Origin of the sequence: Olivibacter sitiensis DSM 17696 (assembly GCF_000427965.1) — a bacterium.
Taxonomy (GTDB): Bacteria; Bacteroidota; Bacteroidia; order Sphingobacteriales; family Sphingobacteriaceae; genus Olivibacter; species Olivibacter sitiensis.
The window spans coordinates 15,342-31,535 of record NZ_ATZA01000017.1 but is presented as its reverse complement, the minus strand read 5'-3'; the positions used below and the strand labels follow the sequence as shown (position 1 = coordinate 31,535).

Sequence of the window (16,194 nt, the reverse complement as noted above, 5' to 3'; positions counted from 1 at the left end):
CTTCACCACTGCGCCGCTGCCTGGCGTGCGACTTTGGTGAAGTTCTTAATCAAAAAGAAGGTGATGGAAGCTATTCAAAATATTTCTTGGACGACCTGCCTTTGGCTGATGGTAGATGGAGGTCCAGGTATTCTTTTACAAACACGGTCACATCTCTCAAGTCCATATCCCTAATCTCCACACCTTTCTTTATATTGGGAGCGACGGCCAGAAAACCAGTCTGTATGTTGCGTGTATCGGGGAAATAGCCGTGGGTGCCCCCCTTGCCTTCGCGAATGGCATCGCCCGTGGAGGCATTGCCAAAGGCCGCACCTTCCAGTCCCGAAAGACCAAAGGCCGCATGGGGATTGGCTCCGATTTTCTTCATTTGCTTTTCGTCTATGATCCTGAAATAGCCTTTCTCTTCATTAGGAAGGGATTTCAAGAGGTTTAATACTTGTTGTTTGGTCTTTTTGTCCTGCTCGTCGCGTAGAAAGAGGAAGGCCGAGCCGCCTACTGGAAAAAAGCGTGCTTTCCAGTCGTCCTGTTTCTCTGGGTTGAGCAATCCAGCCTTTGCCAGCCATACATTGGGATTCACCTGATGGGTAACGTCGTAGAAACCGTGATCGCCCGTGACGATGAGCAGGGTGTTGTCTGCCATGCCTGCCTCCCTGATTGCCTCGCGAATCAATCCTATACCCTTGTCGGCTTCATGTATCGCGTCGGCTACCATCTGACCTTCACGCCCCACGGTATGTTCTGCATGGTCTACCGAAATGAGGTGTATGGTCATGAGCTGGGGTTTGTACTGACGTATTACCCAGGCAGAGGCGGGGGCATTATACTCGTCTTCTCCCCATTTGACCTTATCATTTGGAAAAAGCAATCCTTTGATGCTATCGGTAATTCCCTGAGGTGTGGCATATTTGTCACGCACTGCCTCGCCCATGCTTCCGATATCCGAAATGTTGATATCTATTGCTGGCGCTTCAGCCGACACTGGCCATAACATGGAGGCTACCGTCATGCCCTTTTCCTTTGCCGCTCCCCAAATGGTGGGTGAGGTGATCTCGTTGAAATTCCAGTATATCTTTCCCGTACTACTATCGGGTTCAAAGACGGCATTGGAGGTGATACCATGCTCGGCAGGCTGCACGCCGGTGACTATCGTGGTGTGTGATGGATAGGTTACCGAAGGAAATACGCTGTTGACCCCATATGCATGGACGCCTTCTTTGAGTATTTCTTTTAGGTGGGGCGTATTCCATTTGTCTTCCAGGTAAAAATCCGGGCGAAAACCATCAATGGTCACTAGGATGACATGTTTCTGTTCCTGCGCGTTTACATTAAATATCCACAGGCACAATAAGAGTAAGGACGCAATTTTTTTCATGTTGAATTTAGTTTATACTACTAATCTCTGCAAAGTTAGCTTTGCGCTGTTAACCCTATGTTAAATCTGACTTTATGTAACCAGATTGATATGAATATGGACGCAGCCATTTTTCATTCGTAACATTGAGGTAATATTGACTTCGTAGATTTGTGCGGAGCAATAGCAAGGCCTTATGTATGTCGTAACGGGGAGAAGTCATTCGGATAAATTATTGTTGACGAAATTAGCCGCTGGCGATGTCCGAGCGCTTGAGGAGTTGATGGAGAAATACGAAGCGAAGGTATATCACTTCATTCTTCGGTGGGTGAAAAATGAACAGCTGGCGGAGGAGATAACGCAAGACATATTCGTCAAGATATGGGAGCAAAAGGAAAAGATGCAAGACGTTGAGTCTATGTCGGCATGGTTATACACCACCAGCAAGAACAGAGCGTTGAACAGTTTGCAGGAATCCTTGGCTCGTCAAATCCGGGAGGCGCACTACGCGCAAGAACATGAGTGGCATGAAGATGGCGATGAGGTGATTATGCAGAAGGACTTGCAGCGACTGGTGGGCGTTTACGTGGAACACTTGCCCCCACGTTGCAAGGAGGTTTTTCTACTAAAGAAAGAACAGGGGCTCACCAATGATGAAATAGGGGCTTCGCTGAACATTTCGACCCATACCGTGAAGAACCAGCTAAAGAAATCTTACGCCATGCTGAGGAAAATGCTTTCCGAACATGCCTACGCCTTCATTATCATGCTATTTTTGTAATACACAGCTCCATTAACCCTATTTGGCGCTTAACCTTTTCTTAACCCAATATTAACCTAATGTTCATTCGATCGGATAGCCCGTGGGCGAGACCTGCTCGGTCATATAGGTGATGAAAACATCAAGACTGAGCGAACTCGTTGGAAAGTACCTGGAAGGAAATCTGAGCGATGCCGAAAAGAAAGAGCTCCATTTGCTTATGGATAGTCCAGATAACCGTACGGAACTGGAGAAACGGTTTTTGCAAGAATGGGAAAATACCGAATATGATAAAGGTAAATCCAGTGACGAGCAAAGCAGGCTTCGTATCGAAAGGGTACTGGAAAAGGTGCACCCCAAACCGAAGCGCAATACCTATACATGGCCTTGGCTATCTGTTGCCTGCTTCCTGCTGCTATGTCTCCTCATCCCTTTTTTTTGGCAACAAGGATCAAAGGAAGTACCGGAAGTTGCAAACGTGCCTGCGCGCCATGAGGTTCATACGGCCTATGGACAGAAGAAAACACTCCGCATGGCCGATGGTACTATCATATTCCTCAATGCGGGGAGCACACTGGAATATACCGATGATTTCAGTCGCAAGAATCGGAAAGTAAAGCTGACAGGCGAGGCCTATTTTGAGGTGTCAACCGATAAGAACCTGCCTTTTATAGTAGAAGGGCAGGGGATATACGCACACGTATTGGGTACCTCGTTTAATTTCAGGGCATTTGAAGAGGACAGTGAGGTGGCAGTGGCATTGGAGTCGGGAGCTTTAAGGGTGGGAAAGCTCGATGAATCGGTAAGTGATGAGTCGCTATTTGCTACTTTGAAGCCAGGGCAGAAAATGATATACCACAAAGCAGCAGGCAAAATAGCTGTCCGCACCATTGGAAAGTTGGATGCTTGGGGTATTTGGCGCAATGAAGTATTGGCCTTTGACTCCAAGTCGTTTGGTCAAGTGGCCCTTATCTTGGAGCGGTGGTACGATGTGAAGGTGCATTTTTCTGACAGCAAGACAAAAAGCTTTCGGTTTACTGGCTCTTTTGATAATCTATCCGTCAATAGGGTGCTGGATTTGCTCAAAAAAGGCCATCATTTTTCATATCGCATAGAAGGAAAGAATATTTATATAGAATAGTTTATTCAAAATAGGGGTAAAAAAATAAAGCATATCAAAATGAAGAAAACATAGCGTCAATAATCAGCGAAAAGGGCCTTCGGCATAGTGCCAAAAGCCCCCAAAAGTTTTGATGCCACGCGGTCTGGACAACTTAGTAGGCATCATGGTTTTAACAAGTGATTGTTCAACTCATCAAAAACGTTCAAAAATAATGAAAAAGAATGTACCGTTTCTTTACAACTACATTTTTATGACCATGAAATACAGTTCGCTCATCCTAGGGTGTATAATGCTCGGCTTCACCATTATTCAAGCCCATTCCTTGGAAGCACAGTCACTTCATGCAACGACTATCAAGGTAAACATCCAAGATAAGACACTGAAACAGGTGTTTAAGGATATCGAAGGAAAATGCGATTACCGTTTTGTATACAGTGACAATACCATACCCGAAAACCAACGGATATCAGTCCGAATGGAGGGAAGTTTATACGACATATTGAAGAAAATAGCTCAAAACACATTTACAACTTACGAGCAGGAGGGAAAAAACATTATTGTGACCTATCACCCACCGCAGCAATCGGGGCGTCTGGAAGGAACTGTTACCGACGAAAAGGGAGCCCCTTTGATAGGTGCCAGCGTAAAGGTGGTGGAGCTCAATCGCACGACAAGTACGGATCAGGATGGAGCATATAGCTTGTCGCTTCCCAAAGGGATATATACCATAGAAGTAAGCTATGTTTCTTTCGAGATGCAACGCAAATCAAACGTTTCGGTCGAGGAGGCGCAAAGCACTACGGTTCATATTGCGCTGAAAGAAGCTTTGGGCACATTGAGTGAGGTGGTCGTCGTGGGATACGGCACACAGAAGAAGGTCAACTTGACTGGAGCGGTAGACCAAGTGGGGCCCGAGGTGTTTGAAGGGCGTGTGGCTGCTAATGCCACGCAGATGCTCGCTGGCGTAGTACCCAACCTGAATATCGACCTTGCCGATGGCAAGCCTACGCGCAACCCGAGCTATAATGTTCGCGGAACTACTTCCATCGGTCAGGGAGGCAGTGCCCTGGTTTTGATAGATGGGGTGGAGGGCGATCCGGGAGCGCTCAATCCAAGTGATATTGAATCGGTCTCCGTGCTGAAAGATGCATCTTCGGCTGCCGTATATGGTTCCAGGGGAACTTTCGGTGTGATATTGATTACCACCAAGAAAGCGGCACAGGGGAAAACCTCTTTTACCTACTCTGGTAATACTTCCTTGCAGAAACAGAGTACAAGACCCGATTTTGTAACGGATGGTTACACGTATGCTGAACGTTTTTATGAAGCCTATAATGCTTGGAATAACTATTCTTCCGTTCCTGCTAGGTTAAACAAGACCCAAATGTTTACCCTGGATTGGCTGGAAGAATTCAGAAGGCGCAAAGAACAGGGTATAACCGAGGAAATTACGGTAAATGAAAATGGGGAATATGTGTACTATGGCAACGAAGACTACTATAAGGTATTGCTGAAAGACCAGGCATGGGCACAGGATCACAACCTTTCCGTAAGTGGTACCACGGATAAGGCGGATTTTTATCTTTCGGGCCGCCTTTACGACTATGGAGGTATTTACCGCTACAATACAGATCAATACAAGAGCTATAATATGCGCGCCAAGGGTGGCTTGCAGGTCACGGATTGGCTTACCCTAAACAATAACATGGATTATTCGTCCATCAAATACCACGATCCGCAGACAGCTGGCGAAGGAGGAAATATCTGGCGGAATATAGCCGATGAAGGACACCCTTCCTCACCGATATTTAATCCAGATGGCTCTTTCTCTTATTCAGCAGCTTATACCGTAGGCGATTTCATCTATGGCAAGAATGGGGTTGACTCCGAAAATGCCAACTTGAGGAATACCTCTTCATTTGAAACCAGGTTTTTCGACAATGCCTTTCATGTGCGTGGCGATTTGACCTTTAGGAATCGCGATTTCTCCTCTACAAGGATAAGGGTCCCCGTACCGTATAGCATCAACGAAGGTGAAATCCTTATGTTGGAGACATCCTTGAACGACAACATCTACGAAGTGTCTCAAAAATATAGGTATCTCTTTGCCAATCTGTATGCCGACTACGAAAAGACCTTTAAGGAGGATCATTATTTTAAAGGTTTGATAGGGTACAATTACGAGCAAAGGACTTATAACTCCACCTATATTACAAAGAACGGATTGCTTACGGAAAATACCGAAAATATCAACTTGGCATTGGGTGAATCTGTCACCGCTACAGCGGGATACAACAAGTACCGAATTGCGGGTGTGTTTTTCCGCGCAAATTACATCTATAAAGATCGTTATTTGTTTGAGCTGAACGGACGTTACGATGGCTCTTCCAAGTTTCCTACCAACGAGCAGTGGGCATTTTTTCCTTCGGCCTCTTTGGGGTGGCGTATCTCGCAGGAGTCTTTCTGGAACGTCAGTCCGAATGCCATTTCCGATTTGAAAATAAGGGCATCTTACGGATCACTCGGTAACGGAAATATAGATCCTTACACCTTCCTGGATACCTATTCCATTTCCACTTCCGGGCGGGTTCTAAATGGACAGCGAAATCCCTTGACCAGCGCCCCGGCCGTTATTCCGGACAATCTTACCTGGGAAACAGCACGTACGGCCAACATCGGTTTGGATATCTCGGCTTTGAATAACAAGCTGACCTTCACTGGTGATTTGTACACGCGTAAGACGTTGGATATGTACACCGTGGGGCAAACGCTTCCGGATGTCTTCGGCGCAGCTTCTCCCAAAGGAAACTACGCCGATATGACTACCAAAGGCTTTGAAATTTCGCTTTCGTACAATGATCGTTTTGATTTGAACGGCAAGCCCTTTGGTTTTGGCGTGAAGGTAGGCTTGGCCGATTACCGTTCTACCATAGACAAATATAATAACAGTACGGGCGTTCTGACAGACTACTACGCTGGCCAACGCGTGGGCGAGATATGGGGCTATGTGACGCAAGGGCTGTTCCAGTCTCAGGAAGAAATCGATGGTGCACCGTCACAAACATTGATCAAATCATCCAACTCCGGGCAAGTATATCCGGGAGATATTCGGTTTGCCGATCTGGATGGCAACGGCGTGATAGATTATGGGGCTAATACCCTGTCCGATCATGGCGATAAAACCATCATTGGCAATTCAGACCCTCGCTACATCTATAACTTCAATTTGAATGCCAGCTACAGTGGATTTTTCCTAAGCGCGTTTTTTCAAGGTGTAGGCAAGCAGGACTGGTACCCTGGCAATGAAGCTATTTTCTGGGGACAATATAACCGTCCATATAATAATTTGCCTACTTGGCATTTGGATAATTACTGGACAGAAGACAATCGGGATGCCTATCTTCCAAGATACGCGGGGTACAACACCTCCTTTAAGGAAACCGTACAGACACGTTATTTGCAAAACGTGGCCTATATCCGGTTGAGGAACCTTCAAGTTGGTTATAACCTGCCGCAGCGATTTGTCTCCAAGTTCGGTATGCAGAACATCAGGGTGGGGCTTACGGGCGAAAATCTCTGGACCTGGTCGCCCTTGTACAAGCATACGCGAGACATCGATGTAGCCAATATCGGTTCTTCGGATCCTGATATAGGTACTGGTTCGGGGCAAGGTTTCAATTATCCTACCATGCGAAGTGTCAGTTTCAATCTTATGTTAAACTTTTAAATGCAACAATAAATGAAAAAGATAGGGTATTTTATGGCGTTACTTGTGTTTTCGTTATCTTCATGCGAACTCAATGAGCTGCCAAAGGCCACTGCTACGCCAGAGGATATTTTCGGTACGGAGAGTGGATTACGCACATATAGCTATTCCTTTTACAATGCGTTGCCTTCCGTGAGCAACGCCTACCAACTGGATGCCATGGCTGATTATGGTGCTGTCAACAGTTTAAACACCTTTATACGCGATGGCGCTTTTACCGCAGAGACCAGTAGCGGATGGGACTGGTCCCAGTTGCGTAATATCAACCATTTTATAGAAAATTGCGCTAACTCACAGGTAAGTGAAACAACAAGAAACAACTTCTTGGGCATAGCTCGTTTTTTCAGGGCCTATTTTTATTACGAAAAGATTGTACGCTTTGGCGATGTGCCCTGGGTGGATCAGGCCTTGGGCATAGAGGATACGGATGTTTTGTTTGCCGGTCGCGACTCGCGCACAGTGATTATGGACCGCGTCATGGAGGACCTAGACTTTGCCTACGCCAATATTACCGACAACGGCACGGATGGTACACTCATTAACAAGTGGACTGCCCTCGGTCTGAAAACGCGTGTGGCACTTTTTGAGGCATCGTTTAGGAAGTACCACGATGAACTGGGACTACAGGGCACGGCCAATACCTTTTACCAGCACGTAGTGGACGCTGCTACCGAGCTGATGGCGAATGGCCCGTATTCCCTGTATACCGGTCAAGGGGTTGAATTGTCACAAAGGCAGCTCTTTGTGAGCGATGCTCCCGTCACCACGGAAGTGATGCTGGCCGTGGCGGCCAGCAAGGACCTGGCGGTTTTGGGCGACGCCAATTGGTGGTGGACATCGGCCACTTATGGCCCCCGCTACAGCTTGGTAAGGCCTTTTATCAATACCATCCTCAATATCGATGGCACGCCTTATACCGATAGGTCGAGCTATAACACGGAAACATTTTACGAAGAATGCCAGGCACGCGATCATCGCTTGGCCCAGTTGATACGTACACCTGGATACCAGCGAAATGGCGTGACTACGGTGCCCAACTTCGCCAGCCATACCTATACGGGCTATCAGCCCATTAAATATGCTTTGGATGATCCCCAGTATGACAATTCTGGCCTCAATACCAATGCCCTGCCTTTGATGCGCTATGCCGAGGTATTGCTCAATTTTGCCGAAGCCAAGGCCGAACTGGGAACTTTGACGGATGCCGATTGGAGTGCTTCCATAGGTGCTCTAAGGGCTAGATCGGGTATAACGGGTGGTCTTAATAATCTGCCTACAACAGCAGATACCTATTTGCAACAAACATTCTTCCCTAATGTATCAGACCCCGTACTATTGGAGATCAGAAGAGAAAGACAAGTGGAGCTGGCCTTGGAAGGTTTTCGCTTCAACGATTTGAAGCGTTGGAAATTGGGCGAATTGATGGCCGAGTTGCCTTGGACGGGTATCTACGTGCCAGCGTTGAACCAATTGGTGGACTTGGACAACAATGGCACGACCGACGTGGTTTTCTATGACGGAAGCACCAGCGGACCTACCATTACCGTTCCATCTGGCACAGCCCGCGTGCCTATTGGCGGCCCCAGCACCAATTTCCAAACGCTTACGGCCGACAAGCACTTGGAATGGTTCAAGGCGCAGCCTAGGACATGGTATACCGATGGCCGTCAGTATTACTATCCTATACCGGCCACCGCTATCACTAAAAATAATAACTTAGAGCAAAACCCTGGATGGTAGTAAATTGCTTTAATAATAAAGTAGAAGAATGAGAAAAATAGAAATCCAAGCAAAAGCAGGTCTGATCCTGCTTTTGCTTTCCATTATGAATTTAGTAGGATATGCCCAAGGCCTACGTGTGGCATCTTTTAATTTGCGATACGCCAATACGACCGATACGGGCAACCTTTGGAAAGACAGGGCATTGCCGGTGAGCGAATTGATCCGTTTTCATGATTTTGATGTGTTTGGTACCCAAGAGGCATTGAAAAACCAATTGGATGATATATCCGCTTATCTACCTACTTATGACCGTTATGGACTAGGTAGGGATGACGGGAAATCAGCAGGTGAACATTCTGCCATCTTTTTCAAGAAAGAACGCTTTTCTTTGCTTGATAAGGGAGATTTCTGGCTTTCCGAAACACCCGAAAAACCTGGCTTGGGTTGGGACGCTACTTGCTGCAACCGTATCTGCTCCTGGGTAAAACTGGAAGATAAGCTGACTAAAAAGCAATTTTACTTTTTCAATGTACACTATGACCATCAAGGTGTAATAGCCAGGCAGGAGAGCAGCAAGCTCATACTTCAGAAGGTGAAGGAAATTGCCAAGGGCAATCCGACCCTTCTTACCGGCGATTTCAATGGCTCGGAAGAAACGGCATGGTACCAAGCCATCGCACAGTCCGGTTTGCTGTTCGATACGCAAAAATTGGCAAAACACCCGTACAAGCCAAATGCCTCCTTCAACGGCTTTGGCAATGCGCGTTCCCTGGCCAGCGATGATATCATAGACCATGTCTTTGTAACCAAGGACTTTCAAGTAACAAAATGGGGAGTGCTCACCGATACTTATCACGGCAAGTTCCCTTCAGACCACTTTCCGGTCATGGCCGATCTGATATATTGATCGTGTACCGTCATCACAATATGGATATCTTCACAGGTCATGGCTGATCGATCTCTGAGGAATATACCTAGCTATGTATGTGTGAAGGAAAGCGAAAAGCCTCATGGACTAAAACTCCATGGGGCTTTCTCGTTTCATTCCATTGTAGGCTACCACACGGTGATCCGTTCATCTTCGGGCTTATACATCTTATCACCAGGCTGTACATTGAACGCTTCGTAGAATGGCGTAAAGTTCATCAATGGCCCGTTCACGCGCCACTTGGCCGGTGAGTGGGGGTTGGTGTTGACGTACATCCGCAAGAACTCGTCCGTTGTTTTTACGCGCCATATCCTTGCCATGGAGATAAAGAAACGCTGATCTGGCGTAAAACCATCGATCTTCGTCGTGTCCTGTCCCTGCTTGGTGAGTTTAAATGCGTCATAGGCAATGGCTATCCCAGCTAAGTCGGCCGTGTTTTCACCTACCGTTAGAGCACCCTTTACGTGTACCGAGTCGAGCACGGTAAACAAGTCGTACTGATCAATCACCTGTTGGGTCTTTGCCTTGAACTTCTTAAAGTCATCCGCTGTCCACCAGTTTTTCACGTTACCGTCCTTATCATACTGTGCGCCTTGGTCATCGAAGGAGTGGGTTATCTCATGACCGATTACCATTCCAATACCACCATAGTTCAGTGCGTCGTCGGCACTTAAATCAAAATAAGGCGATTGCAAAATGCCAGCGGGAAAGACAATTTCGTTCAGTGGCGGATTGTTGTAGGCCGTCACCGTGGGCGGTGTGGTGTGCCATTCCGTTCGGTCGACTGGTTGGCCCACTTTCTCTATGTTGTAGAGGTAATCGTTCTTGTTTGCAGACAAGCGATTCTCAAAATAGGTGCCTCGGTTTACCTCCACCTTGGAGTAATCCCGCCATTTATCGGGGTAACCGATTTTTTCCGTAAAGGCCTGCAACTTTTCCTTGGCTTTTGTTTTGGTAGAGTCGCTCATCCAGTCGAGCTTATCCATCCTGCCTTCAAGGGCTATTTTCAGGTTGTCGACCAATATCCGCATACGCTTCTTGGCTTCCTCCGGAAAGTATTTTTTTACATAAATCTGTGCTAAGGCATGGCCCAGGGATCGGTCAACGGCTTCGGTAATTTCCTCTCCACGGGGTTTTCGTACGGCCTGCCCGGTCAATATTTTGGAATATTCAAAAGAGGCGTCCGCAAAGGGTTTGCTCAGGTAATTGGCAAAGGCGTTGATGGATTTTGCTTTCAGGTAAGCTTTCCAATCGTCGACGGAAACAGATTTCAGTAGTGTATTCAGCTTGTCGTAGTAAGCTGGTTGCTGCATGTTTACGGAGTCTGCCTGCACGCCTAGATCACCGAATAAGGTGGGCCAGCCAATGTTGGGCTGTTTTTTGGCAATGTCGGAAAGGGCCAATTTGTGGTAGTTGGCTTGCACATCCCGCCGTTCGATATTGGTCTTGTGCGAGGTGGCCAGCTGTTTCTCAATCTCATAAGCAGCCGAGGCGTTTTTTGCTGCTGTGGCTGCATCGCTGCCCGTCAGCTCAAGAAGGGTGGCAACATATGCTTTATAGGCCTGCTGGATGGCCCGTGTCGACGAGTCTGTCCTGAAATAATAATCCCTTTCGGGTAAGCCTATCCCTGTTTGTGATAACAGTACGATATTTACCGAGCTGTTCTTGATATCGGGGCCCACGCGAAGGCCGATAATGGATCCGTTACTTACCTGTAGCTCCTCGGCCACGAATTTCATTAGCGACGGCACGTCGGAAATGGCGTCGATACGCGCCAGTATAGGTTTGACAGGCTCATAGCCCCGCTTGTCTATGGTGAGGGTGTCCATTCCAGATGCATAGAAATCGCCCACCTTTTGTTCCATGCTGCCAGCAGGATTGTCGGTGCTCGAAATGCTATCCAAAATCCCTTGCAGGCGTATGCGCTGCGGGAAGTTCAAAAACGAGTACGAGCCCACACCCGTTTGGGAAGCCGGTATCTGAACGGTATCGCACCAAATGCCATTGGCATACATAAAGAAATCGTCACCTGGCTTTTTAGTGGTGTCTATTCCTGTTATGGCCACATGTTTGGTTTCGGAAGCCTGCTTACAGGCCGCTGCAGACAACAAAACCAGGGAAAAGTAAAAGAGTTTTTTCATGTTTTAGGGTTTTTATAGCAAATAGCTTCTAAAAATAGGGAATCAAACTGAATTTGGGTCGAATACTTCCTTATGTAATGAGAAAAATACGCTTTGTTTGTTGATTTTACTTTATATTCTAGAAGCTTGGAAGGAGAAGCAACGCAGAGGACAGCCTGCAGAGGCCAATAAACTTGCCTTTTCTGATATAAGTCTTACCACCATTTAGCAACTGGCAAGGCATAATAAGCGGTGTCCTTCACTTCCTGCCACGGGGCTTGGTGAAACTGCCAGCTTTCCTTTATCCCATCGAAATCCCTGCTTATGGATTGACTTCCCCATTGATAGCCCAATTTGTAGACTTTGCCACCATCCTTTATAACGCCAAACAACATGGGTGATGAAAAGCCCGAAACACCATTGGTATACTGAACAGCTTTTTCGAATGTTAACTCGGTGCCCTTGGGAAAGGTTTTTATTCGCACCAAATCTGGTTCCGGATGGGATAACTGGCTTTCTGCATACCGCCATCTTGGGTGCAAGCTGTCCAATAGTAGGAACGGATAGCAACTATTTAATGTCAGATTTTCTTTGAACAAAGTCGTCTCGCGGTTTAGCCTCACCGTTTTACCTACCCATGCTTTGTAGGGTTGGTATTTGTCAATGGGGGTGGATTTTGTCTTTATTGTAGCGTAAAGCACGAGAACAAATATGGGAATCGCCAAAACTGCAAGCCAAATGAATACTTTTATTAGTTTTTTTACGCGCATTATTTATTGAATTGCATAAGGTTATCAAAAATTCGCTGGATTTGTTCTGCCATTTAACAAAATCTGGTAAGGCGTCATAAATAACAGCAGAATGGTCACTGCATGATCAGCAAAGGTATTGCCATGCTTTTAATAGTCTTTCCTCAATTTCTTTTGGCTATGTGTTCGTTATAAAGCTGGATTTTCTATCTCTATTTTACTTTTCGTGTATGGCTTTAAAATTAAAAAATATCCAATTAATATGGAGCGATATTGTCTGTCATTTTTGTTGGTCGCGACCAGCGATGGATGGGCAAGAGTTATGAAAGCAGTACCTAGACCTTTTGTTTACGCCCAACAGCCTTGTCTGCTCTTGGCGAATCAGAAAGATGGGAAGACGGTTTGTCGGCTCAAAAAAAAAGCCGGCCGCTGTTAAGCGGCCGGCCGGTAGTGTAATTATATGATAAAGGGGAGAGTTCTTAGCTGTTTACAGCGCGGCAATGGCGATGTTGTCCGCAGTATGGTCAAGCTTGGCCACCAGGTCGTTTGAGCGGGCGAAGCTGTTCTCCACTTCCAGCAGCAGGGGCAGTGTCTGCGTGTTTATCAAGTGGCTGTACTCTTTCTTCAGGGACTTGAAGCTGTCCTTTTCCTGTGCCAGCTCTACCTTGAGCTGTGCCTGCAGTTTGGCGATGGCCTTGGCCTCGTAGGCATCCCTGTCGGCATGTTTCTTGGCGTAGATGGCCTCTATCTCGGCGATGGCCTTCCTGCTGTCCTCCACGCGGAGGCCCTTGTCGATGTCGTCCTGGTAGACACCCACGAAGTAGGCCTTGTCGGCATCCAGCTCTTTGTGGCTGCCCTTGCTGTTGCGTACGCGCTCTGTTGCCAGTTCATACTGTTCCCAAAGGACTTCCACGTTTCGCTGGTGGAAGGCGATTCCGTCCCTGAAGTGGTTGATGGTGCCTTGCTCGTAGGAGAGGGCGTGTCTGTTCCTTTCGTTGCCCCTGTTGATGTTCGAGTTCGTGTTTGCAAAGCCGCCTGCTACGGTGGCTGCACAGATCATTGCGGTTAATGCGATAGTTTTCATGATTTCTATATTTTAAATTTTTATACCTTATTTTTAGAGAGCGTCAAATTTATTGCTCTTTTGTATATAAGACGTTGCGAAATCGAAAAAGTTGCATGGTGTTTGGGCACTTCTAGACGAACGGGCAGAAGTACTCGACGAACGCCCCACCCACTAGACATAAGGGCTGTTTTGGTAGACGAAAATTTGGTTGTGAGACATCGGATATGAGATGTGAGATATGAGATTAGGCCATCATGCTGCGCTAGAAAATCTCTCCTTAGGGTAGCAGTATTCATAGTAGTAGGGATAGGGTTACACGTTGCGATGCAGGCCCTGCCCATTCCACAGCAATGGAAACAGGGCAAAGGGCTGCTCTACCGATCATGCAAGCAGTGCCGAGCCTCCTTTTTGCGGTGGTGTTGCGGGAAAGGTCTGTGCGGAGCAAAAAAACAGCGACTCTCCTTTGCCCTGCACGGGTGGGCCGTGGGAGAGATTGCCTTGGAATGGGCTAGCGCTTTGGTTACTTTGGGGCAATGCCAAAGTAACGGAAAAAAAAGTAAAAGCCCTGGCCCGGCATGAGCGACGGAAAGGAAAGAGCGCAGGGAAATGAGACACTGGATATGAGACGTGCGATTAAACCATCATGCTGCGCCAGAAAATCTCTACTTAGGGTAGCAGCATTCATATTAGTAGGGATAGGAATACATTGCTATGCAGAGCGGCCTTGGAAGATTTGCGTCTCGGGCCACTAAAGCCCGGCAAATTTTCCACAGCCTGAAACGGTTTGACAAGTGTTTACACTCTCAGCGAGCCGCGGAACCCCCTGACGCCATAATAGGAATCGGCACCATTGTGATACATGAAGACCTTATCATAACGGCGATCACAAAAGATCGCTCCGCCAAGTTTCCTGATATCGGCAGGCGTTTTGACCCAGCTTGAAGTTTTTGTGTCAAATTTGCCAAGTTGCTGCAGCGCGCGATATTCTGTTTCTGTCAGCAACTCTATGCCCATGGAAATTGCCATGTCGATTGCCGCGTTTTCCGGCTTATGTGCCTTTCTTGACTCCAACGCTTCGTGGTCGTAGCAAATGCTTCTACGGCCCTTTGGACTTTCTGCCGAGCAGTCATAGAAGATGTATTCACCTGTCTTGCTGTCATGACTAATTACATCTGGTTCGCCACCGCTTTCTTCCATTGCATGGAGCGACCACAATTTTTCGGTATTGGCTTCCAGCCTCACCCGTATTTCTTTCCATACCATGCCTTTATGTCGGTTCATATTGTCGTCAAAACGCGTCTCTAGCGTGTCAAGTAAAGCTTCTATTTGTGTTGCGGTTAATTTTTTTTTGCTGTTGTTCATGCTGTTCGTCTATTGAAAAAAAACTATGCTCCGTGTCTAGAATACGAAGGTACAACAATTGAGGTATAGTAAAATATGAGAATGTATCGAGCTTTAGTGCTTAGTATAATACTGACAGGTACGGTGCTTGAGAATTTTCCCTAGGCTGAAAAAACTGTCGTAATAAGGTGCTGGGTGGTGGCGAGCAATGGAAGGAAAAGCGGATCGCATAACAAACTGAATAGCAGTTTGCGGAGCCAAGAGATGAAATAAGATATCAGAAATGAGATATAGGGCATGAAAGATCGTGCTTTTCGGCTTGACGGCTGTTTCCATAATCATTACCTTCGTAGCCGTATGAGACGCTTGGTTTGGATATTAATGGTTCCCCTATTGCTGGCCCATGCCCTTTCGGGCTTGCTGGTCATGGCGGCCTTTTATACACACCAGGAGGACATAGCCCAGCAATACTGCGCAAGGCGTTTTGATGCTGTAAGTTCCTGTGCCGGGAGCTGTGTGCTGCAAAAGCGTTTGGACAAAAACAGGGAACAGGAACAAAGCCAGATGAACCAAAAAACACAGGAAGTTTATGTGGTGGAGCAGGCATCGCATTTATTGCCCTCACCAGCCGTTGTTGCCTGTGCTATCAAAGAGTATTACAACCTCTATCGTCACCCATTTTATACCCATGGGCAAAACACGTCGCTATTGAGGCCCCCCATTTCCTAGATTTGATTCCTTATTGCAAAGCATCTCTTTGCTTTGTAAGTAGTAAGTAATAATCCTCTTTTGGACTATTTAAAACTTATAACGTACAACGTATCTTCCCCTGATTTTTTGGCTGTTCATTTAAATGAAATTGGCTTTGCGTAAATTTATCAGTTTTTTGTTGTTGGCATCCTTGCTGTCTCAATGTTTGGGGAGCTTGGGCGTGTTGGCCTGGTTTGATACCAATAGGGATTACATTGCCCAAAACCTGTGCGAGAACAAGGAACGTCCCTGGATGCACTGCGGGGGGCAGTGCGTGCTCATGAAGAAAATGCGCAAGTTCGAAGAACAGCAACAGCAACAATCGGATAATAGTAAAATGAGAGTCAATAAAGTCGAGTGGCTGGGCATACTGCCCACATCGATAGCCTTTCCAGTTGTGTCAACTCTCCAGCTCACCAACCGCTACTTCACTTGGTATCGGGCAATTTTGCCCGATGGATATGTGGGCCTTCCTTTGCAACCACCAAGGTAGGATTATCGGTCAAATCTCATGTATT

The 16,194-nt window shown here is 46.8% G+C and carries 14 protein-coding genes; 8 read left to right on the top strand and 6 right to left on the bottom strand.

The features are described from left to right. Positions 1-70 precede the first annotated feature (70 nt). Complete coding sequence (locus tag A37S_RS24390) at positions 71-1,372, bottom strand: alkaline phosphatase family protein (protein ID WP_036602223.1); 1,302 nt, start codon at positions 1,370-1,372, stop codon at positions 71-73. 175 nt (positions 1,373-1,547) lie between these two features. On the opposite strand from A37S_RS24390, the gene A37S_RS0110690 reads away from it, so the two are divergent. From A37S_RS0110690 to A37S_RS0110670, 5 genes are all read left to right on the top strand, one after another. After that, the gene (locus tag A37S_RS0110690) at positions 1,548-2,132 is read left to right on the top strand and encodes an RNA polymerase sigma factor (RefSeq protein WP_028296975.1); all 585 of its coding nucleotides are present in this window, start codon (positions 1,548-1,550) and stop codon (positions 2,130-2,132) included. A gap of 112 nt (positions 2,133-2,244) precedes the next feature. Continuing rightward, a complete protein-coding gene (locus A37S_RS0110685) occupies positions 2,245-3,252 on the top strand; it encodes a FecR family protein (protein ID WP_028296974.1) in 1,008 nt (335 codons plus the stop codon). A 193-nt stretch (positions 3,253-3,445) separates the two neighbouring features. Beyond that, positions 3,446-6,961: a SusC/RagA family TonB-linked outer membrane protein gene (locus A37S_RS0110680; RefSeq protein ID WP_211229769.1), complete on the top strand. Its 3,516-nt coding sequence runs from the start codon at positions 3,446-3,448 to the stop codon at positions 6,959-6,961. 12 nt (positions 6,962-6,973) lie between these two features. Beyond that, entirely contained in the window at positions 6,974-8,740 is a 1,767-nt protein-coding gene (locus tag A37S_RS0110675; RefSeq protein WP_028296972.1) for a RagB/SusD family nutrient uptake outer membrane protein, read from the top strand. A gap of 28 nt (positions 8,741-8,768) precedes the next feature. Then, positions 8,769-9,629: an endonuclease/exonuclease/phosphatase family protein gene (locus A37S_RS0110670; protein ID WP_051293018.1), complete on the top strand. Its 861-nt coding sequence runs from the start codon at positions 8,769-8,771 to the stop codon at positions 9,627-9,629. 149 nt (positions 9,630-9,778) lie between these two features. On the opposite strand, the gene A37S_RS0110665 is transcribed toward A37S_RS0110670, so the two are convergent. The 3 genes from A37S_RS0110665 to A37S_RS0110655 form a co-directional block, all read right to left on the bottom strand. After that, positions 9,779-11,791 carry a M13 family metallopeptidase gene (locus A37S_RS0110665; protein ID WP_028296970.1) on the bottom strand — a complete coding sequence of 671 codons (2,013 nt, stop codon included), beginning with the start codon at positions 11,789-11,791 and terminating at the stop codon, positions 9,779-9,781. A 194-nt stretch (positions 11,792-11,985) separates the two neighbouring features. Beyond that, the gene (locus A37S_RS0110660; protein ID WP_028296969.1) at positions 11,986-12,540 is read right to left on the bottom strand and encodes a hypothetical protein; all 555 of its coding nucleotides are present in this window, start codon (positions 12,538-12,540) and stop codon (positions 11,986-11,988) included. A 466-nt stretch (positions 12,541-13,006) separates the two neighbouring features. Beyond that, positions 13,007-13,603: a hypothetical protein gene (locus A37S_RS0110655; RefSeq protein ID WP_157278570.1), complete on the bottom strand. Its 597-nt coding sequence runs from the start codon at positions 13,601-13,603 to the stop codon at positions 13,007-13,009. A gap of 301 nt (positions 13,604-13,904) precedes the next feature. On the opposite strand from A37S_RS0110655, the gene A37S_RS0110650 reads away from it, so the two are divergent. After that, positions 13,905-14,195: a hypothetical protein gene (locus A37S_RS0110650; protein WP_157278568.1), complete on the top strand. Its 291-nt coding sequence runs from the start codon at positions 13,905-13,907 to the stop codon at positions 14,193-14,195. 185 nt (positions 14,196-14,380) lie between these two features. Here the strand turns inward: A37S_RS0110650 and A37S_RS0110645 are convergent, their stop codons facing one another. Further along, a complete protein-coding gene (locus A37S_RS0110645; RefSeq protein WP_028296966.1) occupies positions 14,381-14,947 on the bottom strand; it encodes a DUF4256 domain-containing protein in 567 nt (188 codons plus the stop codon). 93 nt (positions 14,948-15,040) lie between these two features. Next, complete coding sequence (locus A37S_RS27755) at positions 15,041-15,262, bottom strand: hypothetical protein (protein ID WP_211229768.1); 222 nt, start codon at positions 15,260-15,262, stop codon at positions 15,041-15,043. A gap of 21 nt (positions 15,263-15,283) precedes the next feature. Between A37S_RS27755 and A37S_RS26260 the strand changes: the two genes are divergently transcribed. Then, entirely contained in the window at positions 15,284-15,655 is a 372-nt protein-coding gene (locus A37S_RS26260; RefSeq protein ID WP_169719475.1) for a hypothetical protein, read from the top strand. Positions 15,656-15,791: 136 nt separating this feature from the next. After that, complete coding sequence (locus tag A37S_RS24380) at positions 15,792-16,169, top strand: hypothetical protein (protein ID WP_169719474.1); 378 nt, start codon at positions 15,792-15,794, stop codon at positions 16,167-16,169. The last annotated feature ends 25 nt before the right edge of the window (positions 16,170-16,194 follow it).

Coding starts and splice junctions, on each gene's coding strand:
- A37S_RS0110665 (WP_028296970.1), bottom strand. CDS start 11,791: ATGAAAAAACTCTTTTACTTTTCCCTGGTTTTGTTGTCTGCAGCGGCC.
- A37S_RS27755 (WP_211229768.1), bottom strand. CDS start 15,262: ATGGAAACAGCCGTCAAGCCGAAAAGCACGATCTTTCATGCCCTATAT.
- A37S_RS0110675 (WP_028296972.1), top strand. CDS start 6,974: ATGAAAAAGATAGGGTATTTTATGGCGTTACTTGTGTTTTCGTTATCT.
- A37S_RS0110680 (WP_211229769.1), top strand. CDS start 3,446: ATGAAAAAGAATGTACCGTTTCTTTACAACTACATTTTTATGACCATG.
- A37S_RS0110670 (WP_051293018.1), top strand. CDS start 8,769: ATGAGAAAAATAGAAATCCAAGCAAAAGCAGGTCTGATCCTGCTTTTG.
- A37S_RS0110685 (WP_028296974.1), top strand. CDS start 2,245: ATGAAAACATCAAGACTGAGCGAACTCGTTGGAAAGTACCTGGAAGGA.
- A37S_RS26260 (WP_169719475.1), top strand. CDS start 15,284: ATGAGACGCTTGGTTTGGATATTAATGGTTCCCCTATTGCTGGCCCAT.
- A37S_RS0110645 (WP_028296966.1), bottom strand. CDS start 14,947: ATGAACAACAGCAAAAAAAAATTAACCGCAACACAAATAGAAGCTTTA.
- A37S_RS0110690 (WP_028296975.1), top strand. CDS start 1,548: ATGTATGTCGTAACGGGGAGAAGTCATTCGGATAAATTATTGTTGACG.
- A37S_RS0110655 (WP_157278570.1), bottom strand. CDS start 13,603: ATGAAAACTATCGCATTAACCGCAATGATCTGTGCAGCCACCGTAGCA.
- A37S_RS24390 (WP_036602223.1), bottom strand. CDS start 1,372: ATGAAAAAAATTGCGTCCTTACTCTTATTGTGCCTGTGGATATTTAAT.
- A37S_RS0110660 (WP_028296969.1), bottom strand. CDS start 12,540: ATGCGCGTAAAAAAACTAATAAAAGTATTCATTTGGCTTGCAGTTTTG.